Raw genomic sequence first — 21,293 nt, 5'->3', positions numbered from 1 at the left:
TCATGCACAGACAAACAGTGACGCGCGCCCTCGGTGCGCTGGAGCGGAAAGTGATGCCCGCGTGACCAATCAGGACCCCTCCGGCGACCGGCCCCGGCTGGCACCGCGCCCGGTCTCGCGCCCCCCGGTCGATCCGGCGGCGCAGCGCGCTTTCGGCCGGCCCGCCGGCTTCGACGGCTCCTTCCTCGCCACGGACCAGTACCGGGACCAGGGCGAGTACACGCCGAAGGACCAGGCGCCCGACAAGGTGCTGGCCGAAGCGTTCGGACGGCCCTATCCCGGCGTCGACTCGCTCCAGCGGCATCCGGCCGACGCGGGCGCGCTGGAAGCGGAGCGCGAGGGTGAGGACGCCGCAGCGCCGGACCCGTGGCGCGACCCCGCAGCCGGCGCGGCACTCGGAGCGCCTGCGGTGACCCAGACCGCCCCCGTGACGGTGGCGGCCCCGCAAGGCAAGCTCGGGGTGCGCGATGTGCTGTTCGGCCGCCGGGTGTCCTTCGTCGCGCTGGCCATCCTCGCCATCGTGGCGCTGGTCATCGGTATCGCCGGCGGCTGGGTGGGCCGCAAGACCGCCGAGGTCGTCGAGGCGTTCACCACGTCCAAGGTGACCCTGCAAACCAACGACAACCCGCAGATGCCGGCCGGCCGGTTCGCGAAAGTCGCTGCTGCCGTGGCCGATTCGGTCGTGACCATCGAGGCGGTCAGCGACCAGGAAGGCTCCCAGGGTTCTGGTGTCGTGGTCGACGGCCGCGGCTACATCGTCACCAACAATCACGTCATCTCCGAGGCGGCGACCAACCCGAGCAAGTTCAAGATCTCCGTCGTCTTCAATGACGGCAAGGAGGTGCCCGCCAACCTCGTCGGGCGTGATCCCAAGACCGATCTCGCCGTGCTCAAGGTCGACAACGTCGACAATCTGACCGTCGCGAACATGGGCGACTCGGACAAGCTTCAGGTCGGTGAGGAAGTGATCGCCGCCGGTGCCCCGCTCGGCCTGCGCAGCACGGTCACCCAGGGCATCATCAGCGCCCTGCACCGTCCCGTCCCGCTCTCCGGCGAAGGGTCGGACACCGACACCGTCATCGACGGTGTGCAGACCGACGCCTCGATCAACCACGGCAACTCCGGTGGCCCGCTGATCAACATGGACTCCCAGGTCATCGGTATCAACACGGCCGGCAAATCGCTGTCCGACAGCGCCAGCGGCCTCGGCTTCGCCATCCCGGTCAATGAGGTCAAGGACGTCGTGCAGGCGTTGATCCAGGCCGGCAAGATCTCGCATCCGACGCTGGGCCTGAGCGCCCGTTCGGTGAGCAATGACGTCGCCTCGGGTGCACAGGTGGCCAACGTCAAGGCGGGCGGGCCGGCCGAGAAGGCCGGCATCCTGGAGAACGACGTCGTGGTCAAGGTCGGCGGCCGCACGGTCGCCGACGCCGACGAGTTCGTCGTCGCGACGCGCCAGCTCAAGATCGGGCAGGAAGCTCCCATCGAGGTGGTCCGCGACGGCAGGCATGTGACGTTGATGGTCACGCCCACCGGCGACAACCCGACGTAACCGATGTTCGCGAACGTCGGCTGGGGCGAGATGCTGATCCTGGTGATCGCCGGACTGGTGATCCTGGGTCCCGAACGGCTGCCCGGTGCCATCCGATGGACCGCGGGCACGCTCAAACAGGCCCGTGAATACCTCAGTGGGGCGACCAGTCAGCTCCGCCAAGACCTGGGGCCGGAGTTCGACGATCTGCGCGAGCCGCTCTCGGAACTGCAGAAGCTGCGCGGGATGACGCCGCGTGCGGCGCTGACCAAACACCTGCTCGACGGTGATGACTCGTTCCTGACGGGCAATTTCGACAAGCCCACCAAGCCGGTCTCACCCGATGGGCCCAAGCCCGTGGAAAGCCCCGAGCAGCCCCCGGCCGAACCGGGCGTCACCAAGTTCGACAGCGACGCCACCTAGCGCCCGGCGCGTTACCGCCCGGCGGGGTCCAGCCCCAACGACATCCCGGCGAGCCCGCGCTTGCGTGCCCCCAGCGCGTCGGCGACCTTGCGCAATTCCTTACCCGCCGCCGAATCCGGGGCGGTGAGCACCAGCGGCACGCCACTGTCGCCCGCGGCCACCAGCGCCGGGTCGAGCGGTATCTGGCCCAGCAGTGGCACATCGGCCCCCACCGAACGCGTCAGTGAGTCGGCCACCTGTCGGCCACCGCCCTCACCGAAGATCTGCATGACCGTTCCGTCGGGCAGGGTCAGCCCGGCCATGTTCTCCACGACACCCACGATCCGCTGCCGCGTCTGCAGGGCAATCGCACCGGCCCGTTCGGCGACCTCGGCGGCCGCCGACTGGGGCGTGGTGACCACCAGGATCTCGGCGCCGGGGATCAGCTGCGACACCGAGATCGCGATATCGCCGGTGCCGGGCGGCAGATCCAACAGCAGCACATCCAGGTCGCCCCAGTACACGTCGGCCAGGAACTGCTGCAGCGCGCGGTGCAGCATCGGTCCGCGCCACACCACCGGGGTGTTGCCCTGGGTGAACATGGCGATCGAGATGACCTTCACCTCATGGGCGATCGGCGGCAGGATCATCGAATCGACCTGTGTGGGCCGGTCCACGACGCCCATCATCCGCGGTACCGAATGGCCGTAGATATCGGCGTCCAGCAGGCCCACCGAGAGCCCGCGCGCGGCCAGTGCGGCGGCCAGGTTGACCGTCACGCTGGACTTGCCGACGCCACCCTTGCCGGACGCGACGGCGTACACCCGGGTCAGCGAGTTGGGCTGGGCGAACGGGATGACCGGTTCGCGGGAGTCACCGCGCAGCAGCTTGCGCAGTTCTGCGCGCTGCTCGTCGTCCATCACGTCGAGGGTGACCTTGACCGCACCCGTGCCCGGTACGTCGGTCACCGCCGCGGTGACGCGGTCGATGATCTCGGTCTTCTTCGGGCAGGCAGACGTGGTCAGGTACACCTCGACGTGCACACCGGCCGCATCATCGATGGTGACGTTTTTGACCATCCCGACCTCGGTGATCGGACGGCGCAGTTCGGGGTCGACGACCTTGCCCAGCGCGGCGCGAACCGCGGCTGACAGATCGTTGTTCGTCGCAGACATCACCTGCGAGTCTAGGCCGCATACCGGCGGCCTCCGGACCGGGTCGCTGCTCAGGCCGCGGGGCCGCGTCGTCGCTCAGGCCGCGGGGCCGCGTCGTCGCTCAGGCCGCGGGGCCGGGAGCCGGACCCAGCGGAACGGGTGCCGCCGGGGGCGCGGGCGGCGGAGCGAAGGGGTTGAACACCGGCGCGGGCGGCGCAGGCGGCGGTGCGAACGGGTTGAATACCGGTGGCGGAGCCGCCGGATCGAGTCCGGGCGGCGGCGCGGCGGGTTCGGGCTCCGGCAGGTTCTGGCCGATGCAGAACACCGCGCAGTTCTGTTGCGGTGCCACCGCCTGTCCGGGTCCGGGCGCGGTCGGCAACTGGCTGGCGACGTCGGTGCGACCCACATCGAAGATCGGGGTCAGGGCCAACGGATCGCCCGCGGGCAGGCTGATGGCGTTCAGGGGCAGGCCGGGCCCGATGCCCTCCGGATTGCTGTCCAGGTGGGCATCGCCCAGCGGCGGCACCGGTCCGGTGATGGGGGGCAGGTTCACCGGCACCACACCGGTGGCGTAGGCGCGCGCCCACCCGAGCACGTTCTGGGCGTAGGCGACGGAATTGTTGTAGCGCAGGATCGCCGTCATGGCCTGGTTCGGATCGCGCATGTTCAACCCGCCGCCACACAGGTAGCGTGCCGCGGCCAGGGTCGCGTCGAACACGTTCTGCACGTCGGCTTTTCCGTCGCCGTTGCCGTCGACGGCGTAGCGCGCCCACGTGCCGGGCAGGAACTGCATCGGTCCCATGGCGCGCGCGAAGGTGACCCGGTCGTTGCTGCGGCTCTGCACGATGACCTCGTTGCCGGGCAGCGTGCCATCCAGCGCGGGGCCGTAGATCGGCCGCACCGCGGTGCCGTTGATATCGGTGGAGCCGCCGTTGGCGTGCATCGACTCGATGCGTCCGATGCCTGCCAGGATGTTCCAGCTCATCCCGCAGCCCGGTTCCGCGGCGGCCATCATGCGTTCGGCGTTGCGGTAGGCGTTCAGCACGATCGCCGGGATGCGGAGGCTGCCGGGCGAACTGATGACGACGGCGGGTGGGGGAGTGGACAGCGCCGAGCCGCCGATGCGGAACGGGCGGGGTGTCTTGTAGGCCGCCACGATGGACGTCCCGGAATCGTCGGGTGCGACGGGGCCGACGGCGGCCAGCGTGGTTACGGTGGTGTCGCGGACCGGTTTCATCGAGGGGGCCGAGGCTCCCACGCTCATGGCCAGGACGACAGGTGTGAGCACCGCGATACCGAATACGGGCTTGCCGACGGCTTTGCCTGCTCGGCGCCGCGCTGCCTCAAGGGCGGCGCCTCCCCCTTTGAACACTCAACCGTCCTCGTTGTGCGGTACCCGACTGGTTGTGAACCAAGTCACCATACCCACTGGGTGTGGCGTGTGGTGCGGCAATGGTCAGCTATTGCTGTCGGCAACGATCTCGGCGGGCTCGGTGGTCTCGGCGTCGACCGGGGGTGTGGCCTGTTTGCTCTTCTTCTTGCCCTTGGGCGGCACCAGTTCGACGAGCATGTCGCGCAGGTCTTCCAGCTCGTGGCGCAGATAGTCGCGGGTGGCCACCTCGCCGACCGCCAGACGCAGTGCGGCCAGCTCACGGGCCAGGAACTCGGTATCGGCCTTGGTCTGCTCGGCGCGGCGGCGGTCCTCTTCCAGGGCCACCCGGTCCCGGTTCTCCTGCCGGTTCTGGGCGAGCAGGATCAGCGGGGCGGCGTAGGCGGCCTGGGTGGAGAACGCCAGGTTGAGCAGGATGAACGGGTACGGGTCCCACTGCAGCTTGACGGCGAACAGGTTCAGCGCGATCCATACGATGACGAAGACGGTCTGGATGGCCAGGTAGCGGCCGGTGCCCAGGAACCGGGCGAACGATTCGCCGAACCGCCCCGCCGCCTCGACGTCGAACTGTGGCGTCAGTCGCCACCGCGATATCCGCGGGGTGTCGATGCGCTGACGGGTCGACGGGTCGCTCATGTCGCGGCCCCCAGCTCCGGCTCTTCGGAGCGCACGCGCCAGTCGTGCGGCAGCAGGTGGTCGAGCACGTCGTCGACCGATACCGCGCCCAGCAGGTGGCTCTCCTCGTCCACCACGGGCCCGCACACCAGGTTGTAGGCGGCGAAGTACCGCGTCACGGCGTTCAGCGACGTCTCCGGGGTCAAGCTCGGGAGGTCCTTGTCGACGATGCCGCTGACCAGCGTGGCCGGCGGCTCGCGCAGCAGCCGCTGCAGGTGCACACAGCCCAGGTAGCGGCCGGTCGGGGTGGCGGTCGGTGGGCGCACGACGAAGGCCAGGGAGGCCAGTGCGGGGGTCAGGTCGGGATCGCGGATCCGGGCCAGCGCCTCGGCCACGGTGGTGTCCGGGGCCAACACGACCGGATCGGAGGTCATCAGACCGCCGGCGGTGTCGGGGGAGTGCTTGAGCAGCCGGCGCACGGGCTCGGAATCCTCCGGGTCCATCCGGGCCAGCAGGATCTCGGCGCGGGTGGCGTCCAGCTCGCCGAGCAGGTCGGCGGCGTCGTCGGGGTCCATCTCTTCGAGCACGTCCGCGGCGCGCTCGGTGTCCATCTGGTCCAGCAGCTCGGCCTGCTCGCTCTCGGGCAGCTCCTGCAGGATGTCGGCCAGTCGCTCGTCGCCCAGGGCGGCGACCACCTCGTAGCGGCGTTTGGGGGGCAGGTCGCGGATGGCGTCGGCCACCTCGATGGGCCGCTGACCCTCGAACTGCGCCAGCAGCTGCGCCACGCCCTGGCCGGGCAGGTTCAGTGCCGCCGGGGTGAGGCCGGTGACGTTCTGCCAATCGACGATGTGCATGGCGGTGCGGCGGCCGAGTCTGCGGTGCTGGCGTACTGCGACCTTGGTCACCATCCAGTCCCGGGAGCGCACCTGCTCGATACCGAGGTCGACCACGACGACGTCGGTGCCGCTGAGCATTTCGAGCTCCGGATCGTTGACCCGGACCCGGGTGTCGAGCACCTGGCCCAGGACCAGGACCTCACCGGGACGCTGCGCGAACCGGCGGAGCGAGACGTTGCCGGTACTGAGTGTCACCGCATTCGGCTCGATCGCCGTCACCCTCAGGATGGGGACGAAAATTCTTCTGCGGGTGAGCAATTCGACGACCAGGCCGAGGACGCGGGGTTGTTGGCGCACGACGCTGATGCTCACCACCACATCGCGGACGCGGCCAATGGACTCGCCGTCCGGGCCGAGCACCACCATTCCCGCAAGTCGGGCCGTATAGACCCGGTTGACCGCCGCCATGAGGGCAAGCGTAGAGACTGACGGTGTGGACAACCTCTATCGCCCCCGCCGAACGTGCCTCTCGGTTCCGGGTAGTAGCGACAAGATGATTCAGAAGGCCAAGTCTCTGGGCGCCGACCAGGTGTTCCTCGACCTCGAGGATGCGGTGGCCGCCGACGCCAAGGCCGCCGCCCGAACCCGGGTCGCGGCCGCGCTGGCCGAGCCCGGCTGGTCCGGACAGTTGCGGGGTGTGCGGGTCAACGACTGGACCACGCCCTGGACCCACGCCGACGTCATCGAGGTGGTGGGTACCGCAGGCGCGCATCTGGACATCGTGGTGCTGCCCAAGGTGACCGACGCCTCGCACGTGCGCGCACTGGATCTGTTGCTGACCCAACTGGAACTGACCCACGGACTTCCCGTGGGCCGCATCGGCATCGAGGCCCAGATCGAGAACGCGGCCGGGCTGACCCATGTGAACGAGATCGCCGCCGCGCCGCGGGTACAGGCCCTCGTACTCGGGCCGGCCGACATGATGGCCAGCCTCAACATGCGCACCCTCGTGGTGGGGGAGCAGCCCGAGGGCTATGACGTGGGCGACGCCCACCACCACGTGCTGATGACGATCCTGGTCGCCGCCCGCACCCACGGCATCAACGCCATCGACGGCCCGTATCTGAAGGTGCGCGACACCGAGGCGTTCCGCCGGATCGCCGGGCGCGTCGCTGCCCTGGGCTACGACGGCAAGTGGGTGTTACACCCGGATCAGATCGCGGCGGGCAACGAGGTGTTCAGCCCCCGGCAGGACGATTACGACCACGCCGAGCTGATCCTGGAAGCCTACGAATGGCACACCTCGCAGGCGGGCGGCGCACGGGGCGCGGTGATGCTCGGTGACGAGATGATCGACGAGGCCAGTCGCAAGATGGCGCTGGTGATCGCGGGCAAGGGCCGGGCGGCGGGGATGGCGCGGGCAGGCGCCCCGTTCCAGCCGCCGAATTAGACCAGCGAGAAGCCGCTGGCGATGAATCCGATCCACAGCAGCGTGTAGAACACCAGCCCGGCGGTGGCCAGGCCGCCGATGATGGCACCGGCCAGCGCCAGGCCCCAGCCGTCCTGGCCGGTGCGGCGCGTCTCGCGCATGGCGATGACACCGAGGACGAGCCCGGCCACCGAGGGCAGCCCGCAGAACACCAACCCGCCCAGCGCGATGATCAGCGCTGCGATCGCCTTACCGTTGGTGCCCGCCGGCTTCTGCCGGTACGGGTCGTACCCGGGGTAGGGACCCGGATACGGGTACGGGCCGGGCTGTGGGTAACCCGGCGGTGGGTAGGGCGCCGGGTACACGGGCGGCGGCAGACCGGGGTCGGTCGGGTAGTCCACCGGGGCGAACGGATCCGACGGCCGGTAGGGATCGGGCGGTGGGGTGGTCATGCCCGGTGCTCAGAACAGGGTGACGGCGAAGATCATGCTGACCACCAGTGACACCGCACCCACTGCGATACCCGCGATGGCCAGCCCCTGCCCGCCCTGGCGGGTCTGTTTGATCTGGTTGAGCGCCACGATGCCGAGCACGATCCCGATGATCGAGCCGATCCCGCACAGCACACCGATCGCCGAGGCGACCAGCGAGCCGATCGCGAGCGGGTTCGTCTCGGTGGCCGGCGCACCGTACGGTGCGCCATAACCCGCGGGCGGGTAACCCGGTGCAGCGCCGTAGGGCGGTGGCGGTGGGGTGCCGTACTGCGCCCCCGGGTAGCCGGGTGCGCCGTAGCCGGACTGATCGGGATAGGGCGCACCGAAACCGGGCGGTGGGGGCGGATACCCGCCGGGCTGATAGGTCGGCGGCGCGGCATAACCCTGCGGCGGGTAGAGCGGCTGCTCATAGCTCGGCGGTTGTTGGCTCGGCGGTTGGTAGCTGGGCGGCGGGCCGTAGCCCGCAGGTGGGCCGTAGCCCGGGTAGTCCGGAGCCGCCGGCGGCGGGACGGGCTCGGGGGCCCGCTCGAGCGGCGGCGCCTCGTAGGCGCCCGACTGCGGTTCGGTCGCCGAACTCGAATCCGGCGTTGTCTCAGAAGCCCCCGACGATGCTGTCGCACCCGCGTCCTGGCCCGGTACTGTCATGCCCACAACGTAGCGTATGTGCTGGTCCCCGCGGTGCTGGCGCATCGCACCTCCGGGCGGCGGCCGAGTCTCGGTGTCCGCTCGCGAGTACCGATAGGTTGGTAGGCGGCACCCTGCAAACGCGCATGAAGGAGAACTCACGATGAGCGGTCCCCTGCAGCCCGGCCGGACGCCGGGTGGCACTCCCGGCGGCCGTGGCCCCGCGCCTTTGCCCACTCCGCCCAAGGGTTGGCCCATCGGGTCCTACCCGACGTACGCCGAAGCCCAGCGCGCCGTGGATTACCTCTCCGATCAAGAGTTCCCGGTGCAGCAGGTCACCATCGTCGGTGTCGACCTCATGCAGGTCGAGCGGGTGACGGGCCGGCTGACCTGGCCGAAGGTGATCGGCGGCGGGGTCCTCTCCGGTGCGTGGCTGGGTTTGTTCATCGGCCTGATCCTCGGTTTCTTCAGTCCCAGTCCCTGGGGGGCGCTCGTGACCGGGCTGATCGCCGGTGTGTTCTTCGGCCTCATCACCTCGGCGATTCCGTACGCGATGGCCCGCGGCACAAGGGATTTCAGCTCCACCATGCAACTGGTCGCCGGCCGCTACGACGTGCTGTGCGAGCCCGCCAGCGCCGAGCAGGGCCGGGATCTGCTGGCGCGCTTGACGATCTGAGTGGGCAACGCGCCGCGGAAACGGTTGCATATCACGTCTGAATAGCTCTACGGTTTGCCCGCGGGAGGTTCCCGACAGGACGGGAGGCCGGTAGTGCGGGCACGACGACTGTGCGCTGCGGTGATGGCCGCGCTCACGGCCGGGTCGGTGGTCTCGGCATGTGGCGCCAAGAATGACGGCATCGTCGTCAGCTACTACACCCCGGCAAGCGAGATGGCCACCTTCACCGCGGTCGCCAAACGGTGCAACGAACAACTCGGTGGGCGCTTCACCATCAAGCAGGTGTCCTTGCCCAAAGCCGCCGACGATCAGCGATTGCAGCTGGCGCGACGGCTCACCGGGAACGACAAATCGCTCGATGTGATGGCACTCGATGTGGTGTGGACCGCCGAATTCGCCGAAGCCGGTTGGGTGTTGCCGTTGTCGGATGATCCCGCGGGCCAGGCCGTTGCCGATGCGGAGGGCAATACGCTGCCCGGTCCGCTGGCCACGTCGCGTTGGCAGGACAAACTTTACGCCGCCCCGATCACCACGAACACCCAATTGCTTTGGTACCGAGCAGATTTGATGAACGGACCACCGGCCACCTGGGACGCCATGGTGGCCGAGGCCACCCGCCTGCACAACGAGGGCGGGCCGAGCTGGATCGCCGTGCAGGCCAAGCAGTACGAAGGTCTGGTGGTGTGGTTCAACACGTTGCTGCAGAGCGCGGGCGGGCAGGTGCTCTCCGACGACGGCAAGACCGTCACGCTCACCGATACCCCCGAACACCGCGCCGCCACGGTGAAGGCGTTGTCCATCATCAAATCGGTTGCCACCGCGCCGGGTGCGGACCCGTCGATCACCCAGACCGACGAAGGCACCGCGCGGCTGGCCCTCGAACAGGGCAAAGCCGCACTGGAGGTCAACTGGCCGTTCGTGCTGCCCTCCATGCTGGAGAACGCCACCAAAGGCGGGGTGAGCTTCCTGCCGCTGAGCGAGGATCCGGCGATGAAGGGTGCCATCAACGACGTCGGCACCTTCTCGCCGACGGATGAGCAGTTCGACATCGCCTACGACGCCAGCAAGAAGGTGTTCGGTTTCGCGCCCTACCCCGCGGTCACACCGGGGGAGCAGGCCCGGGTGACCCTCGGCGGCCTCAACCTCGCCGTCGGGCGCAACACCCAGCACAAGGCCGAGGCGTTCGAGGCCATCCGCTGCCTGCGCAGCGTGGACAACCAGCGCTACACCTCGGTGGAGGGTGGGCTGCCCGCGGTGCGGACATCGCTGTACGACGATCCCGAGTTCCAGAAGAAATACCCGCAGTACGAGATCATCCGCCAGCAGCTCACCAATGCCGCCGTGCGGCCTGCCACCCCGGTCTACCAGTCGGTGTCGACGCGCATCTCGGCCACCCTCGCGCCGATCACCGCCATCGATCCGGAACGCACCGCCGACGAACTGGCCCACCAGGTGCAGCAGGCGATCGACGGTAAGGGGCTGATCCCATGACCTCCGTCGATGACCGCGCCTCGCAGCGCCGGCTCGCCTACTGGCTGATCAGCCCGGCCGTCGTCCTGATGCTGGCGGTGACGGCCTACCCGATCGCCTACGCGGTCTGGCTGAGCCTGCAGCGCTACAACCTGGCCGCACCCGAGGACACGAAGTTCGTCGGGATCGACAACTACGTCACCATCCTCACCGACCGGTACTGGTGGACGGCGTTCGTCGTCACGCTGGCGATCACGGTGGTCTCGGTGGCCATCGAGTTCGTGCTCGGCATGGCGCTGGCCCTGGTGATGCACCGGACCATCTTCGGCAAGGGCGTCGTGCGCACCGCGATCCTGGTGCCGTACGGCATCGTGACCGTCGCCGCGTCCTACAGCTGGTACTACGCCTGGACGCCGGGCACCGGCTATCTGGCCAACCTGTTGCCCGCCGGGACCGCCCCGCTCACCGAACAGATCCCGTCGTTGGCCGTCGTGGTCCTGGCCGAGGTGTGGAAGACGACGCCGTTCATGGCGCTGCTGCTGCTGGCCGGCCTGGCCCTGGTGCCCCAGGATCTGCTCAACGCCGCCCAGGTCGACGGCGCCGGCGGCTGGAAACGTCTGACAAAGGTGACCATCCCGCTGATCAAACCGGCGATCCTGGTGGCACTGCTGTTCCGGACCCTGGACGCGTTCCGGATCTTCGACAACATCTACGTGCTGACGGGCGGGGCCAACGACACCGGCTCGGTGTCGATCCTGGGGTACGACAACCTGTTCAAGGCGTTCAACCTCGGGCTCGGGTCGGCGATCAGCGTGCTGATCTTCTTGTCGGTTGCCGTCATCGCGTTCATCTACATCAAGATCTTCGGCGCGTCGGCGCCCGGCGCTGACGAGGAAGGTGCCCGATGAGCGAGCGGGTCAGTCCCGGCCGGGCGACCGGCTGGGCTGTGGTCAACGTCCTGGTGGTGCTCTACGCGCTCATCCCGGTGCTGTGGATCCTGTCGCTGTCACTCAAGCCGACGTCAACGGTCAAGGACGGCAAGTTCATTCCGTCGGAGATCACCTTCGACAACTACAAGGGCATCTTCACCGGCGACATCTTCAGCTCGGCGCTGATCAACTCGATCGGGATCGGTCTGATCACCACGGTCATCGCGGTGACCATCGGTGGGATGGCCGCCTACGCCATCGCCCGGCTGGCGTTCCCGGGTAAGCGGGTGCTGGTCGGTGTGGCACTGCTGATCGCGATGTTCCCGCAGATCTCGCTGGTGACACCGATCTTCAACATCGAACGCCGGATCGGGCTGTTCGACACCTGGCCCGGGCTGATCATCCCGTACATCACCTTCGCGCTGCCGCTGGCGATCTACACGATGAGCGCGTTCTTCAAGGAGATCCCCTGGGATCTGGAGAAGGCCGCGAAGATGGACGGCGCCACCCCGGGTGAGGCGTTCCGCAAGGTCATCGCACCGCTGGCCGCGCCGGGAATCGTCACCGCGGCGATCCTGGTGTTCATCTTCGCCTGGAACGACCTGCTGCTGGCGCTGTCGCTGACGGCCACCGAGCGGGCCATCACCGCCCCGGTGGCGATCGCCAACTTCACCGGCAGTTCGCAATTCGAGGAACCCACCGGATCCATCGCCGCCGGGGCGATGGTCATCACGGTGCCCATCATCATCTTTGTTCTGATTTTCCAGCGACGGATCGTGGCCGGGTTGACCTCCGGTGCGGTGAAGGGGTAGCTCCATGGCCGAGATCGTTTTGGACCACGTCACCAAGAGTTACGCCAACGGGGCTGTGGCAGTGCAGGATCTGTCGCTGACCGTCAACGACGGCGAGTTCCTGATCCTGGTGGGACCGTCGGGCTGCGGGAAGTCGACCACGCTCAACATGATCGCGGGTCTGGAGGACATCAGCTCCGGCGAACTGCGCATCGGCGGCGAGCGGGTCAACGACAAGCAGCCCAAGGACCGCGATATCGCGATGGTGTTCCAGTCCTATGCGCTCTACCCGCATATGACCGTGCGGCAGAACATCGCGTTCCCGCTCACCCTGGCCAAGCTGCCGAAGGCCGAGATCGCGGCCAAGGTGGAGGAGACCGCGAAAATCCTCGACCTGACCGCACTTCTGGATCGGCGTCCGGCGCAGCTCTCCGGTGGTCAGCGGCAGCGGGTGGCGATGGGCCGCGCGATCGTGCGCAGCCCCAAGGCTTTCCTGATGGATGAGCCGCTCTCGAACCTGGACGCCAAGCTGCGCGTGCAGATGCGCACCGAGATCGCGCGTCTGCAGAGCCGTCTGGGCACCACCACCGTCTATGTCACCCATGACCAGACCGAGGCGATGACGCTCGGGGACCGGGTGGTGGTGATGCTGGCCGGAGTCGTCCAGCAGATCGGCACGCCCGAGGAGCTCTACAACAGCCCGGTGAACCTGTTCGTCGCGGGATTCATCGGTTCCCCCGCGATGAACTTCTTCCCGGCCACCCTCACCGATGTCGGGCTGCGGTTGCCGTTCGGCGAGGTGACGTTACCCGTGGAGGGTCCGGTGACGCACTCCGCCCTCGTCGAGAAGCAGGTGGCCGAGCTCATCGTCGGGGTACGCCCCGAACACTTCGACGACGCCGCCGCGATCGATTCCTACGCCCGGATCCGGGCGCACGTCTTCGAGGTGACGGTGGATCTGGTCGAGTCGCTGGGCGCCGAGAAGTACCTGCATTTCCGCACCGAGGGCGAGGGTGCCCGGGCAGCGCAGCTCGCTCAGCTGGCCGCGGAGTCCGGGACCGGCGAAAACGAGTTCGTGGCACGGGTTTCGGCGTCGTCTCAGGTGAAGGCGGGGCAGAAGGCGGAATTGGCACTGGATGTCTCCAAGCTGATGATCTTCGACGCGGCGACCGGCGCCAACCTGTCCATCGCGTGACCAGCCCGCTGGCGGACGTTCGTGCGCATCTGAGCGCGCACTTCACCGGTGCCGGCGTACTCGGCGACCCGTCGGAGGCCAGCATCACCTTCCTCGGTGCCGACCGGATCGATGTGCTGCGCTTCGGTCCCGATGGTGACCGGGTGAATCATTTTGTGTCGCTGGGCTGTTCCAGGCAGGCCATGGCGGATCCGACGGACTTTCTGGCCGACCCCGAGATCGGTCCGCGCGCGGAGGTGGTGGTGTCCCTGCGGGCGCCCACCCCGACGGGGTTGGCGAAATCCGTTGCCGTGCTGGCCGCCGCACCTGCCGTCGAAGGGCTGGTGTTGGACGCCGATGCCCTGGTGGACCTCAGCGCCTCCCTTTTCGAGGGGGCACCCTTCACCGCGTTTCTGTTGGGGCCCAGCGAGATCGGCGATCTGGTGCTACCCGAACCGCTGGCGCCGGTACGGTTCCTCGCCGCGACCCCGATCACCCCGACCGAGGCTGCCTGGGTGCGTCTGAAGGGCGCCGAGGCCATGCGCGAGGCGTGGCGCACCGACGGGGTCGATGTACTCGACGCCCACCGGCGCGCGTCCTCGCCGTCCTGAGCTGCGCCGAGGAGGGACTCAGAGCCAGTGGTTGCGGCGGAAGGTGCGGTGCAACAGCACGCACACCGTCAGCATCGTCAGCAGCACGGCCGGGTAGCCCCACACCTGATGCAGCTCGGGCATGTAGTCGAAGTTCATCCCGTAGATCCCGGCCAGGGCGGTGGGCACGGCGGCGATCGCCACCCAGGCCGAGATCTTGCGCATATCGGTGTTCTGCTGCATCCCCACCTTGCCGAGCGCGGCCTGGACCAGCGAGCTGAGCACCTCGTCATAGCTGGCGATCCGGTCCGCGGCCTGGATGTTGTGATCGACGACGTCGCGGATATAGCGCCGGACCTCCTTGGAGATCAGGTCGTTGTGGTCGCTGCCGAGTCGTTGCAGGGCGAGGTTCAGCGGGCCGACGGCTCGGCGCATCTCGACCACTTCTCGCTTCAGCAGGTAGATGTGCTCGATATCGGTCTCGCTGGTGGGGGAGAAGACGTTCTCCTCCATCGCATCGATATCGAGTTCGACGAGGTCGGTGACTTCGAGGTAGTGGTCCACGACGTGATCGGCGATCGCATGCAGCACGGCGTAGGGGCCCAGCGCGCAGTTGGCGGGTGTGCTGTCCATGCGCTTGCGCACCCCGGCCAGGCCGCCGTGATCGCCGTGCCGGACCGTCACCACGAAGTCCGGGCCCACGAAGACCATGATCTCGCCGGTTTCGACGATTTCCCGGGCCTTGGCCACCGATTCGTGCTCGACGTACATGATCGTCTTGAGGACCAGGAACAGGGTGTTGTCGTAGCGCTCCAGCTTGGGACGTTGGTGCGCGTGCACCGCATCCTCGACCGCCAGTTCGTGCAGGCCGAACACATCGGCCACCGCCTGCATCTGATGCTCATCGGGCTCGTGCAGGCCGACCCAGACGAACGCCTGGCAGGTGCCCTGCGCCTCCAGTTCGCGCACCTTGTTCAGCGCGGCGGCGTGGGTGTACTTGCCGGGTAGCCGGACACCGTCGACGTACACGCCGCAGTCGACCATCGCTCGCGCGACCGGTACGTGGATGGAACGTGCGTCGGGAGCCGAAACCGCCTTGCGTACCCCTGGGCGTAGCAGGGACGGCGGCAACGCGCGGAATGAGGGCATCGCAAACCTCCGTGTCAGAGCGCGTAGTCCCAGTCGGGAACCGATGGAATGCTACGCGGCGCGGGTGTCCGATACCCGTCATCGGAAGCTGGCTACTCGCTGGGAACCTACCCGTGGGTAGCCTGTTTCTCGACGTAAAGCGCATTTTTCGGTCTTCTCACGAGGGGGGAACCTGCCCGTGTGAGTTCCAGGGGTGAGTTACCGTGGTCGCCGTGGCCGAATTGGTGCGAACCCCGCAAGTAGTTATCGACGATGCCGAGATCTTCGCCGCCCATGAGGGCGGAAAACTCTCGGTCGCGTTGAACGAGCCGCTGGACACCCAGCGCGCCCTGTCCATCGCCTATACCCCGGGCGTCGCGCAGGTCAGCCGCGCGATCGCCGCGGATGTGACCCTGGCGAAGAAATACACCTGGGCCAATCGCCTTGTCGCCGTCGTCAGCGACGGCAGCGCCGTGCTCGGCCTCGGTGACATCGGACCCGCCGCCTCGCTGCCCGTCATGGAGGGCAAGAGTGCGCTGTTCAAGACGTTCGGTGGGCTGGACTCCATCCCGATCGTGCTGGACACCAAGGATCCCGATGAGATCGTGGAGACCCTGATCCGGCTGCGCCCGACCTTCGGTGCGGTCAACCTCGAGGACATCTCCGCGCCGCGCTGCTTCGAGATCGAGCGTCGGGTCATCGAGGCCCTGGACTGCCCCGTCATGCACGACGATCAGCACGGCACCGCCATCGTGGTCCTCGCGGCGCTGCTGGGTGCGGTCAAGGTGCTCGACCGGGACATCCACGATCTGAAGGTCGTGGTGTCCGGTGCGGGTGCGGCCGGCGTCGCGTGCACGAACATCCTGCTCAACAGCGGCATCACCGATATCGTCGTGCTGGACAGCAAGGGCATCGTCGCGTCCGATCGCAGCGACCTGAATTCCTTCAAGGCCGAGTTGGCGCAACGTACCAACCCCCGCGGTCTCACCGGTGGGGTGGCCGAGGCGCTCAGCGGCGCCGACGTCTTCCTCGGTGTGTCGGCAGGTCTGGTTCCCGAGGAGCTCATCGCGACGATGGCGCCTGGTGGCATCGTGTTCGCACTGTCCAACCCTGATCCCGAGATCCACCCGGACGCGGCCCGCAAGTACGCCGCCGTCGTCGCGACCGGCCGCAGCGATTTCCCCAACCAGATCAACAACGTGTTGGCCTTCCCCGGTGTGTTCCGCGGTGCGCTCGACGCGGGTGCGCGGCGTATCACCGAGGAGATGAAAGTCGCTGCGGCGCATGCCATCTTCTCGGTCGTCGGTGACGATCTCGCCGTCGATCACATCGTGCCGAGTGCGCTGGACCCGCGGGTGGGCCCGGCGGTGGCCGCCGCGGTAGCGGAAGCTTCCGGAGTCTGAGTCGGCTCGTGCAACGGTTCGCGGTGGCGCTGGTGGCCGCTGTGGCAGTGCTGGTCGCCGGCTGCTCGGCGCCCCCGCCGCCGCGGTCGGTGGCCGTCGGCGCCCAGCACGACGCCGAGTCGTCCCTGCTGGCGCATCTGTACGCCGCGGCACTGCGCTTCTACGGCAGTCCCGCGCACGTCGAGGTGACCCAGGATCCGGTGGGGGGCCTCGATTCTGGTGACATCGACATCACCGCCGGACTGACCGGCGTCCTGCTCGCCAGATTCGAGCCGGATGCCCCGGCGCGGTCGCAGGCACAGGTCTACCGCTCGATGGTGGCCGCGCTCCCGGAGGGGCTGGCGGCCGGCGACTTTGCGGACACCACCTCGGACAAGCCACTGCCCGCGGTGACCGATCGCACCGCACGGGAGTGGGGTGCCACCGACACTCTTGCGCTGTTGAAGCGGTGCGCCACGCTGCGGATCGGTTACCCCGCAGGGCGGCCGGGGCCCACGTCGCTGGCCGGCTGCGTGCTACCCGAGGCGCGTGAATTCCCGGATGACCAAGCACTTTTCGCCGCCCTGCGGGACGGCAAGATCGACGTGGCCTGGACCTCGGCGGCGGCTCCGGACGTCCCGGAACAGGTGACGAGGCTGTCGGACCGCACCGCGTTGGTGCGAGCGGAGAACGTCGTGCCGGTCTACCGGCGCAACACGTTGAGCGACCCGCAGGTGCGGTCGATCAACGAGCTGGCCGGAGTACTCGACACCGATGCGCTGGCGCAGATGCGCGCCGAGGTCGCCGCGGGGCAGGACCCGGGTGCGGTGGCCGCCGCGTATCTGGACGCGCATCCGCTGGGGCGTTAGCGCATTGGGCCGATTGCCGGTCAGGGGTTGGCTGTCGGGTTCTGCGGTAGGTCGGCGTCAGTGTGGGACGTCAATGCCCGGTGCAGACCGTCGGCCGACCAAATTCCTTGCACGACGGGCTTTCCGGTGGAGATCCCGGCCACTCCGGCGGTGTGGGCACGGGTGACGAAGGCCTGGACGCGGAATCCGAACACGACACTCTCACCGATCGCCGGGGTGGGCCCGGCGCCGTGGATCTGTCCGTAGTAGTCGATGGCGGATGGTGGCGGGACGGTGGCAGGCAGCAGACGTTGACGGTCGGGCGCGGAGGCCACGACGGCATGCATGTCGTAGTCGGGGAATACGGGGTCGACGTACATCCCGCCACCGAAGCAGTAGGCACGCCCGGCATAAGTGTGACTCACCTCGGTGAGATAGCAGACTGCCGGTATTTCGGGCAGGTCGAAGTCGTGGGCGTGTGGCGGGGTACTGCCGGTGAGGGCGTGCCCGGGCTCGACCTGGGTGATGCCCGCCGCGGCGAGCTGGCTCAGCGCCACCGCCGAGGTGGTTCCGGGCCCGTTGATCTGGAAGGTGCGTCCGGCACCGGCGAGCGCACTCGCGGCGCGCTCCAGTGTTCGCAGGTTGTGGGTTTGGCGCAGGCTTCCGGTCGCGCGATCGTGCAGCAGCGCGGGAAATGTCGTGATGCCGGCGAAGTGCGCAGCGTCCAGGGCGTCGATACGGTCGGCAACCTGCAGGATGTGCTCGGCCGGGTAGCCGCCCTCGTGCCCGGAGTAGAACTCGTCACCTTCGGCGTAGATCCGCGCCAGCAGGGCTTGGTCGCGGCCGTGCCGGGCGGCGGCACGGGCCGCCTCGGTGGCCTTCTCGTCGCTGAACACGGTCCAGAAGTCCGGCGCCATGGCGGCGGTCTGGTCGGCATCGCATCCGGCGATCTGAACCAGGTGTCCGACATGGCCCAACTTCATGCCGGCCCGGGTGGTCGCCCGGGCGCAGTCGATGTCGACCGCGACTGCGGCATCGATACCACCGGCGATGATCGCTTGGCAGGCATCGGGATTGCGGCCGATCTGTTTGGTCATCGCAAACACGGTGAGATGGTGCCGTTGCGCCTCTTCGGCGAGGGCGCGCGCGTTGCCGGTGATCGCGTCCAGGTCGAGGACGAAGGTGTTGGGCGGGAGTTGCCCGGATTGGTGCAACTGGATCGCGGCGTCGATGAGTGCCGGATTTCGTCGCTGAAGCGCTTGCAGAAACATGGGAAGTCCTTGACGCCGAGTCGATGTGCCGAATGGTCAGTGGGTGAGGGTGACTTTGCGCAGGCCGATGGGCCGGTCGGGGTCGACGCCGGCGACCATCGACCAGTGGTAGGCGAGCTGCTGGCCCCGTACGGTGGCCAACACGCATTCGCCCGCGTGACCGAGTGCCGGCCAGCCCAGTGCGGTGCCGACCCCCATCTGAACCGGCCACGCCCGCCGTTGCCGTAGTTCGTCGACGAGTGCGCGCGAGTCGTCGTCGGCGGCACCGCCCGCACCGGCCAGCACCACGGCGGGCGTAGTGGGCCCGCAGACCGCTATCGGTCCGTGTCGGAAGTCCGCCGTGGAGAAGCCGTGCGCCATGACCCCCACGGTCTCTTGGAGTTTCAGCGCGGTTTCCAGCGCGGCCGGGTAGCACCATTTGCGGCCCACCACGGCGAGGCGATCGTAGGCGGCCAGCTCGGAGGCGATGTCCCGAACGGGTTCTTCGTCGGCGAGGACGGTGGCGACGGCATCGGGAACCTCGGCCAGCGGCGCGAAGGACGACCGTGCGGGACTATCGGTCAGCGCGGTGGACACCGCCAGGGTGGTGAGCATCTGGGCGGTGACGGTCTTGGTAGCCGGTACGGCCACCTCTGGGCCGGCGCCCAGATCGATGTGTACATCGCAGCGTTGCGCCAGCGCGGAGTCGGGATCGTTGGTGATGGCCAGCAGGCGCGCGCCTGCGGACTTGAAATAGGCTGCAGTGCTGACAATCTCAGGTGTCCGGCCGGATTGTGAGAGGGCGATGACCAACCAGTTGCCAAAGCGGTGCACCGGGGGGTCGGTGACCAGACTCGGCGCGAGCTGGCACGTCGGCAGCCCGGTGGTGACTTCTACCGCATAGCGACCCAGCAGTGCGGCCCGGTCGGACGAGCCGCGGGCCAGAAATGCCACCCCCGCGACGCCGGCGCCGAGCCTGGTCACGTCGGCACGGAGGCCCTCGAATCGGTCGAAGAGTCGACCGAGCGCGGCGGGTTGTTCGTCGATCTCACGTCTCATGGCTTCGCCAAGCATGACGGATGTCCTTCCGGTGCAGATGTTTCGGGTTGCCTGGCTAAGCGGCTTCGCTGGTGGATTCGGGCTGATCGGCTTCCGGCCTCTCGAAGACCCGGCCCATGGCCGCGATGCGGTGCGGGTGTCTGCGCTGCAGGTAGACCAGGTAGCCGACGCCGATCAGCATCCAGATCGGGATGAAGTACACCGCCACGTTGTTGGGGTAGGCGGGCAGCGGGTGCAGTTGGCCGTAGATGGGCAGCAGCATGATGAGCACGCTGATGACCGGGATGACAGCGTGCCGCAGTACCGAGAACTCGGCGCGGTGGCGGCGCAGGTAGAACGGGATGACCGCGATGCTCACCGCGATGTAGATGGCCACCATCGCCAGTCCGAGCAGTGTTCCGCAGAACCCCCACACGCCGAACGGGCCGTATTTGACTCCGACGAGGAGCGCGAAGGCCAGCGAGAACACGACGTAAGCGGTCACGGCCACTCGTGGGACACCATTGCCCGACGTCCTGCCCAGCGCGCTGGGCAGGATTCCCTCGCGGCCCATAGAGAACAGGATGCGTACGGCGCTGTTGGACCCGGCGATGCCGTTGGCGGTGGCGCTGGCGATGATGGTCAAGGTGAGGATGGCCGTTCCGCCCCAGAACTTCTGGGCAAGGGTCGCCCAGGGGTCGGTGTCGGCGGCGAAATCCGCCACCCCGGAGAGGCCGAAGCCGGAGGAAGACCCGTAAGCGGCGATCACATAGAAACCGCCGATCGCGATCACCGCGGTGAAGAGTGCGGCCGGAATCGCCCGTCGGGAACCCTTGGCCTCTTCGCCGAGTGTGGCAGCGGCTTCGAAGCCGATGAACATGAGGATGCCCCAGAGCATTCCGGTGCCGATACCGCTGAAACCGTGCAGTGAATGGGCGGGGTTGAAATTCTGCAGACTCAGGCCGTCGGCGCCTCCTTTGGCCAGGATCGTGATGGCCAACGCCAGGATGACCCCCACCTCGATGGCCAGGAACACGAACGCGACACGTACCGACTCGCTGATGCCTGCGGCCAGCACCACCCAGATGAATACGGCCAGGAATGTGGACAGGAGCTGCCACGGAACATGGACGTGGAACACCGAGTCGATGAATGTGGACGAGAATCCGCCGAAGGCGGCGATGATCATCGGCCCGACCATGCCGTACGCGGTCAGCATCGCCCACCCCGACAGAAAGCCCGCACGTGGGCCGAATCCGTGTGAGTTGTAGGTGTAGGCGAAACCCGCGGAGGGCAACTTGCGCGCAAAGGCCGCGATGTTGTTGGCCACGAGCAGACAGGAGATGAGGGCCAGCAGGATGGACAGGGGCAGTGCGAAGCCGGCTCCCGCGGCGGCCGCCGGCGTGTTGTAGGCGACGCTGATCGCGGGCCCCATGAACGCCATGCACATGAACACGGCGCCGACGACGCCGATGGAGTCGGATTTCAGGGAATGCTGGCCGGGTGGTGGCGAGGGCGTCATCGTGGCTGCTCTTTTCGAGA

21 protein-coding genes are annotated in these 21,293 nt (G+C 68.0%); 11 read left to right on the top strand and 10 right to left on the bottom strand.

The features are described from left to right. Nucleotides 1-61: 61 nt before the first annotated feature. The gene (htrA, locus tag H7J86_RS27135; protein WP_090363580.1) at nucleotides 62-1,552 is read left to right on the top strand and encodes a serine protease HtrA; all 1,491 of its coding nucleotides are present in this window, start codon (nucleotides 62-64) and stop codon (nucleotides 1,550-1,552) included. A 3-nt stretch (nucleotides 1,553-1,555) separates the two neighbouring features. Then, on the top strand, nucleotides 1,556-1,954 hold the full coding sequence (gene tatB / locus H7J86_RS27130; protein WP_090363582.1) for a Sec-independent protein translocase protein TatB: 399 nt from the start codon (nucleotides 1,556-1,558) through the stop codon (nucleotides 1,952-1,954). Between the two features lie 11 nt (nucleotides 1,955-1,965). Here tatB and H7J86_RS27125 read toward each other — a convergent pair whose 3' ends face one another. The 4 genes from H7J86_RS27125 to H7J86_RS27110 all read right to left on the bottom strand — a co-directional run bounded on the left by H7J86_RS27125 (nucleotide 1,966) and on the right by H7J86_RS27110 (nucleotide 6,396). Next, the gene (locus H7J86_RS27125; protein WP_090363583.1) at nucleotides 1,966-3,108 is read right to left on the bottom strand and encodes an Mrp/NBP35 family ATP-binding protein; all 1,143 of its coding nucleotides are present in this window, start codon (nucleotides 3,106-3,108) and stop codon (nucleotides 1,966-1,968) included. A 100-nt stretch (nucleotides 3,109-3,208) separates the two neighbouring features. Next, entirely contained in the window at nucleotides 3,209-4,459 is a 1,251-nt protein-coding gene (locus H7J86_RS27120; RefSeq protein ID WP_267294772.1) for a lytic transglycosylase domain-containing protein, read from the bottom strand. An 84-nt stretch (nucleotides 4,460-4,543) separates the two neighbouring features. Continuing rightward, the gene (locus tag H7J86_RS27115) at nucleotides 4,544-5,113 is read right to left on the bottom strand and encodes a DUF1003 domain-containing protein (protein WP_267294770.1); all 570 of its coding nucleotides are present in this window, start codon (nucleotides 5,111-5,113) and stop codon (nucleotides 4,544-4,546) included. Continuing rightward, nucleotides 5,110-6,396 carry a magnesium transporter MgtE N-terminal domain-containing protein gene (locus H7J86_RS27110; RefSeq protein ID WP_090363589.1) on the bottom strand — a complete coding sequence of 429 codons (1,287 nt, stop codon included), beginning with the start codon at nucleotides 6,394-6,396 and terminating at the stop codon, nucleotides 5,110-5,112. The genes H7J86_RS27115 and H7J86_RS27110 overlap by 4 nt, the downstream gene beginning before the upstream one ends. 25 nt (nucleotides 6,397-6,421) lie before the next feature. Here H7J86_RS27110 and H7J86_RS27105 point away from each other — a divergent pair, with 25 nt between their 5' ends. After that, complete coding sequence (locus tag H7J86_RS27105) at nucleotides 6,422-7,378, top strand: HpcH/HpaI aldolase/citrate lyase family protein (protein ID WP_267294768.1); 957 nt, start codon at nucleotides 6,422-6,424, stop codon at nucleotides 7,376-7,378. Here H7J86_RS27105 and H7J86_RS27100 read toward each other — a convergent pair. Further along, entirely contained in the window at nucleotides 7,375-7,809 is a 435-nt protein-coding gene (locus H7J86_RS27100) for a DUF4190 domain-containing protein (protein ID WP_187096584.1), read from the bottom strand. The genes H7J86_RS27105 and H7J86_RS27100 overlap by 4 nt on opposite strands. A gap of 9 nt (nucleotides 7,810-7,818) precedes the next feature. After that, complete coding sequence (locus H7J86_RS27095) at nucleotides 7,819-8,496, bottom strand: DUF4190 domain-containing protein (RefSeq protein ID WP_267294766.1); 678 nt, start codon at nucleotides 8,494-8,496, stop codon at nucleotides 7,819-7,821. 142 nt (nucleotides 8,497-8,638) lie between these two features. On the opposite strand from H7J86_RS27095, the gene H7J86_RS27090 reads away from it, so the two are divergent. From H7J86_RS27090 to H7J86_RS27065, 6 genes are all read left to right on the top strand, one after another. Further along, nucleotides 8,639-9,151 (top strand): YflT domain-containing protein, encoded by a 513-nt coding sequence (locus H7J86_RS27090; RefSeq protein WP_090363593.1) that lies wholly within the window; start codon nucleotides 8,639-8,641, stop codon nucleotides 9,149-9,151. Between the two features lie 93 nt (nucleotides 9,152-9,244). After that, complete coding sequence (locus H7J86_RS27085; protein ID WP_308204873.1) at nucleotides 9,245-10,642, top strand: ABC transporter substrate-binding protein; 1,398 nt, start codon at nucleotides 9,245-9,247, stop codon at nucleotides 10,640-10,642. Further along, nucleotides 10,639-11,529 carry a carbohydrate ABC transporter permease gene (locus tag H7J86_RS27080; protein WP_187096581.1) on the top strand — a complete coding sequence of 297 codons (891 nt, stop codon included), beginning with the start codon at nucleotides 10,639-10,641 and terminating at the stop codon, nucleotides 11,527-11,529. Before H7J86_RS27085 ends, H7J86_RS27080 begins: the two co-directional genes overlap by 4 nt. Then, nucleotides 11,526-12,362, top strand: a complete 837-nt coding sequence (locus tag H7J86_RS27075) for a carbohydrate ABC transporter permease (protein WP_090363598.1) — start codon at nucleotides 11,526-11,528, stop codon at nucleotides 12,360-12,362. Before H7J86_RS27080 ends, H7J86_RS27075 begins: the two co-directional genes overlap by 4 nt. A 4-nt stretch (nucleotides 12,363-12,366) precedes the next feature. Next, nucleotides 12,367-13,536, top strand: coding sequence for an ABC transporter ATP-binding protein (locus tag H7J86_RS27070; RefSeq protein WP_267294762.1), 1,170 nt, complete (start codon nucleotides 12,367-12,369; stop codon nucleotides 13,534-13,536). Continuing rightward, complete coding sequence (locus H7J86_RS27065; RefSeq protein WP_267294760.1) at nucleotides 13,533-14,126, top strand: suppressor of fused domain protein; 594 nt, start codon at nucleotides 13,533-13,535, stop codon at nucleotides 14,124-14,126. Before H7J86_RS27070 ends, H7J86_RS27065 begins: the two co-directional genes overlap by 4 nt. 18 nt (nucleotides 14,127-14,144) lie before the next feature. Here H7J86_RS27065 and corA read toward each other — a convergent pair whose 3' ends face one another. Continuing rightward, nucleotides 14,145-15,254, bottom strand: a complete 1,110-nt coding sequence (corA, locus tag H7J86_RS27060; protein WP_187096579.1) for a magnesium/cobalt transporter CorA — start codon at nucleotides 15,252-15,254, stop codon at nucleotides 14,145-14,147. A gap of 212 nt (nucleotides 15,255-15,466) precedes the next feature. On the opposite strand from corA, the gene H7J86_RS27055 reads away from it, so the two are divergent. Then, complete coding sequence (locus H7J86_RS27055) at nucleotides 15,467-16,636, top strand: NAD(P)-dependent malic enzyme (protein WP_267294758.1); 1,170 nt, start codon at nucleotides 15,467-15,469, stop codon at nucleotides 16,634-16,636. An 8-nt stretch (nucleotides 16,637-16,644) separates the two neighbouring features. Beyond that, the gene (locus tag H7J86_RS27050; RefSeq protein ID WP_267294756.1) at nucleotides 16,645-17,484 is read left to right on the top strand and encodes a glycine betaine ABC transporter substrate-binding protein; all 840 of its coding nucleotides are present in this window, start codon (nucleotides 16,645-16,647) and stop codon (nucleotides 17,482-17,484) included. 20 nt (nucleotides 17,485-17,504) lie between these two features. On the opposite strand, the gene H7J86_RS27045 is transcribed toward H7J86_RS27050, so the two are convergent. Genes H7J86_RS27045 through H7J86_RS27035 form a run of 3 tightly spaced genes read right to left on the bottom strand, consistent with a single transcriptional unit; the run spans nucleotide 17,505 to nucleotide 21,273 of the window. Continuing rightward, nucleotides 17,505-18,734 carry an alanine racemase gene (locus H7J86_RS27045; protein WP_267294754.1) on the bottom strand — a complete coding sequence of 410 codons (1,230 nt, stop codon included), beginning with the start codon at nucleotides 18,732-18,734 and terminating at the stop codon, nucleotides 17,505-17,507. 36 nt (nucleotides 18,735-18,770) lie between these two features. Next, the gene (locus H7J86_RS27040; protein WP_267294752.1) at nucleotides 18,771-19,772 is read right to left on the bottom strand and encodes an SIS domain-containing protein; all 1,002 of its coding nucleotides are present in this window, start codon (nucleotides 19,770-19,772) and stop codon (nucleotides 18,771-18,773) included. Nucleotides 19,773-19,827: 55 nt separating this feature from the next. Beyond that, nucleotides 19,828-21,273, bottom strand: a complete 1,446-nt coding sequence (locus tag H7J86_RS27035) for an APC family permease (RefSeq protein WP_267294750.1) — start codon at nucleotides 21,271-21,273, stop codon at nucleotides 19,828-19,830. Nucleotides 21,274-21,293: the final 20 nt, after the last annotated feature.

This window comes from Mycobacterium hackensackense, assembly GCF_025822555.1.
GTDB classification, from domain to species: Bacteria; Actinomycetota; Actinomycetes; order Mycobacteriales; family Mycobacteriaceae; genus Mycobacterium; species Mycobacterium fluoranthenivorans.
The sequence above is the reverse complement of the archived record's forward strand: the minus strand, read 5'-3'. Positions and strand labels throughout refer to the sequence as shown.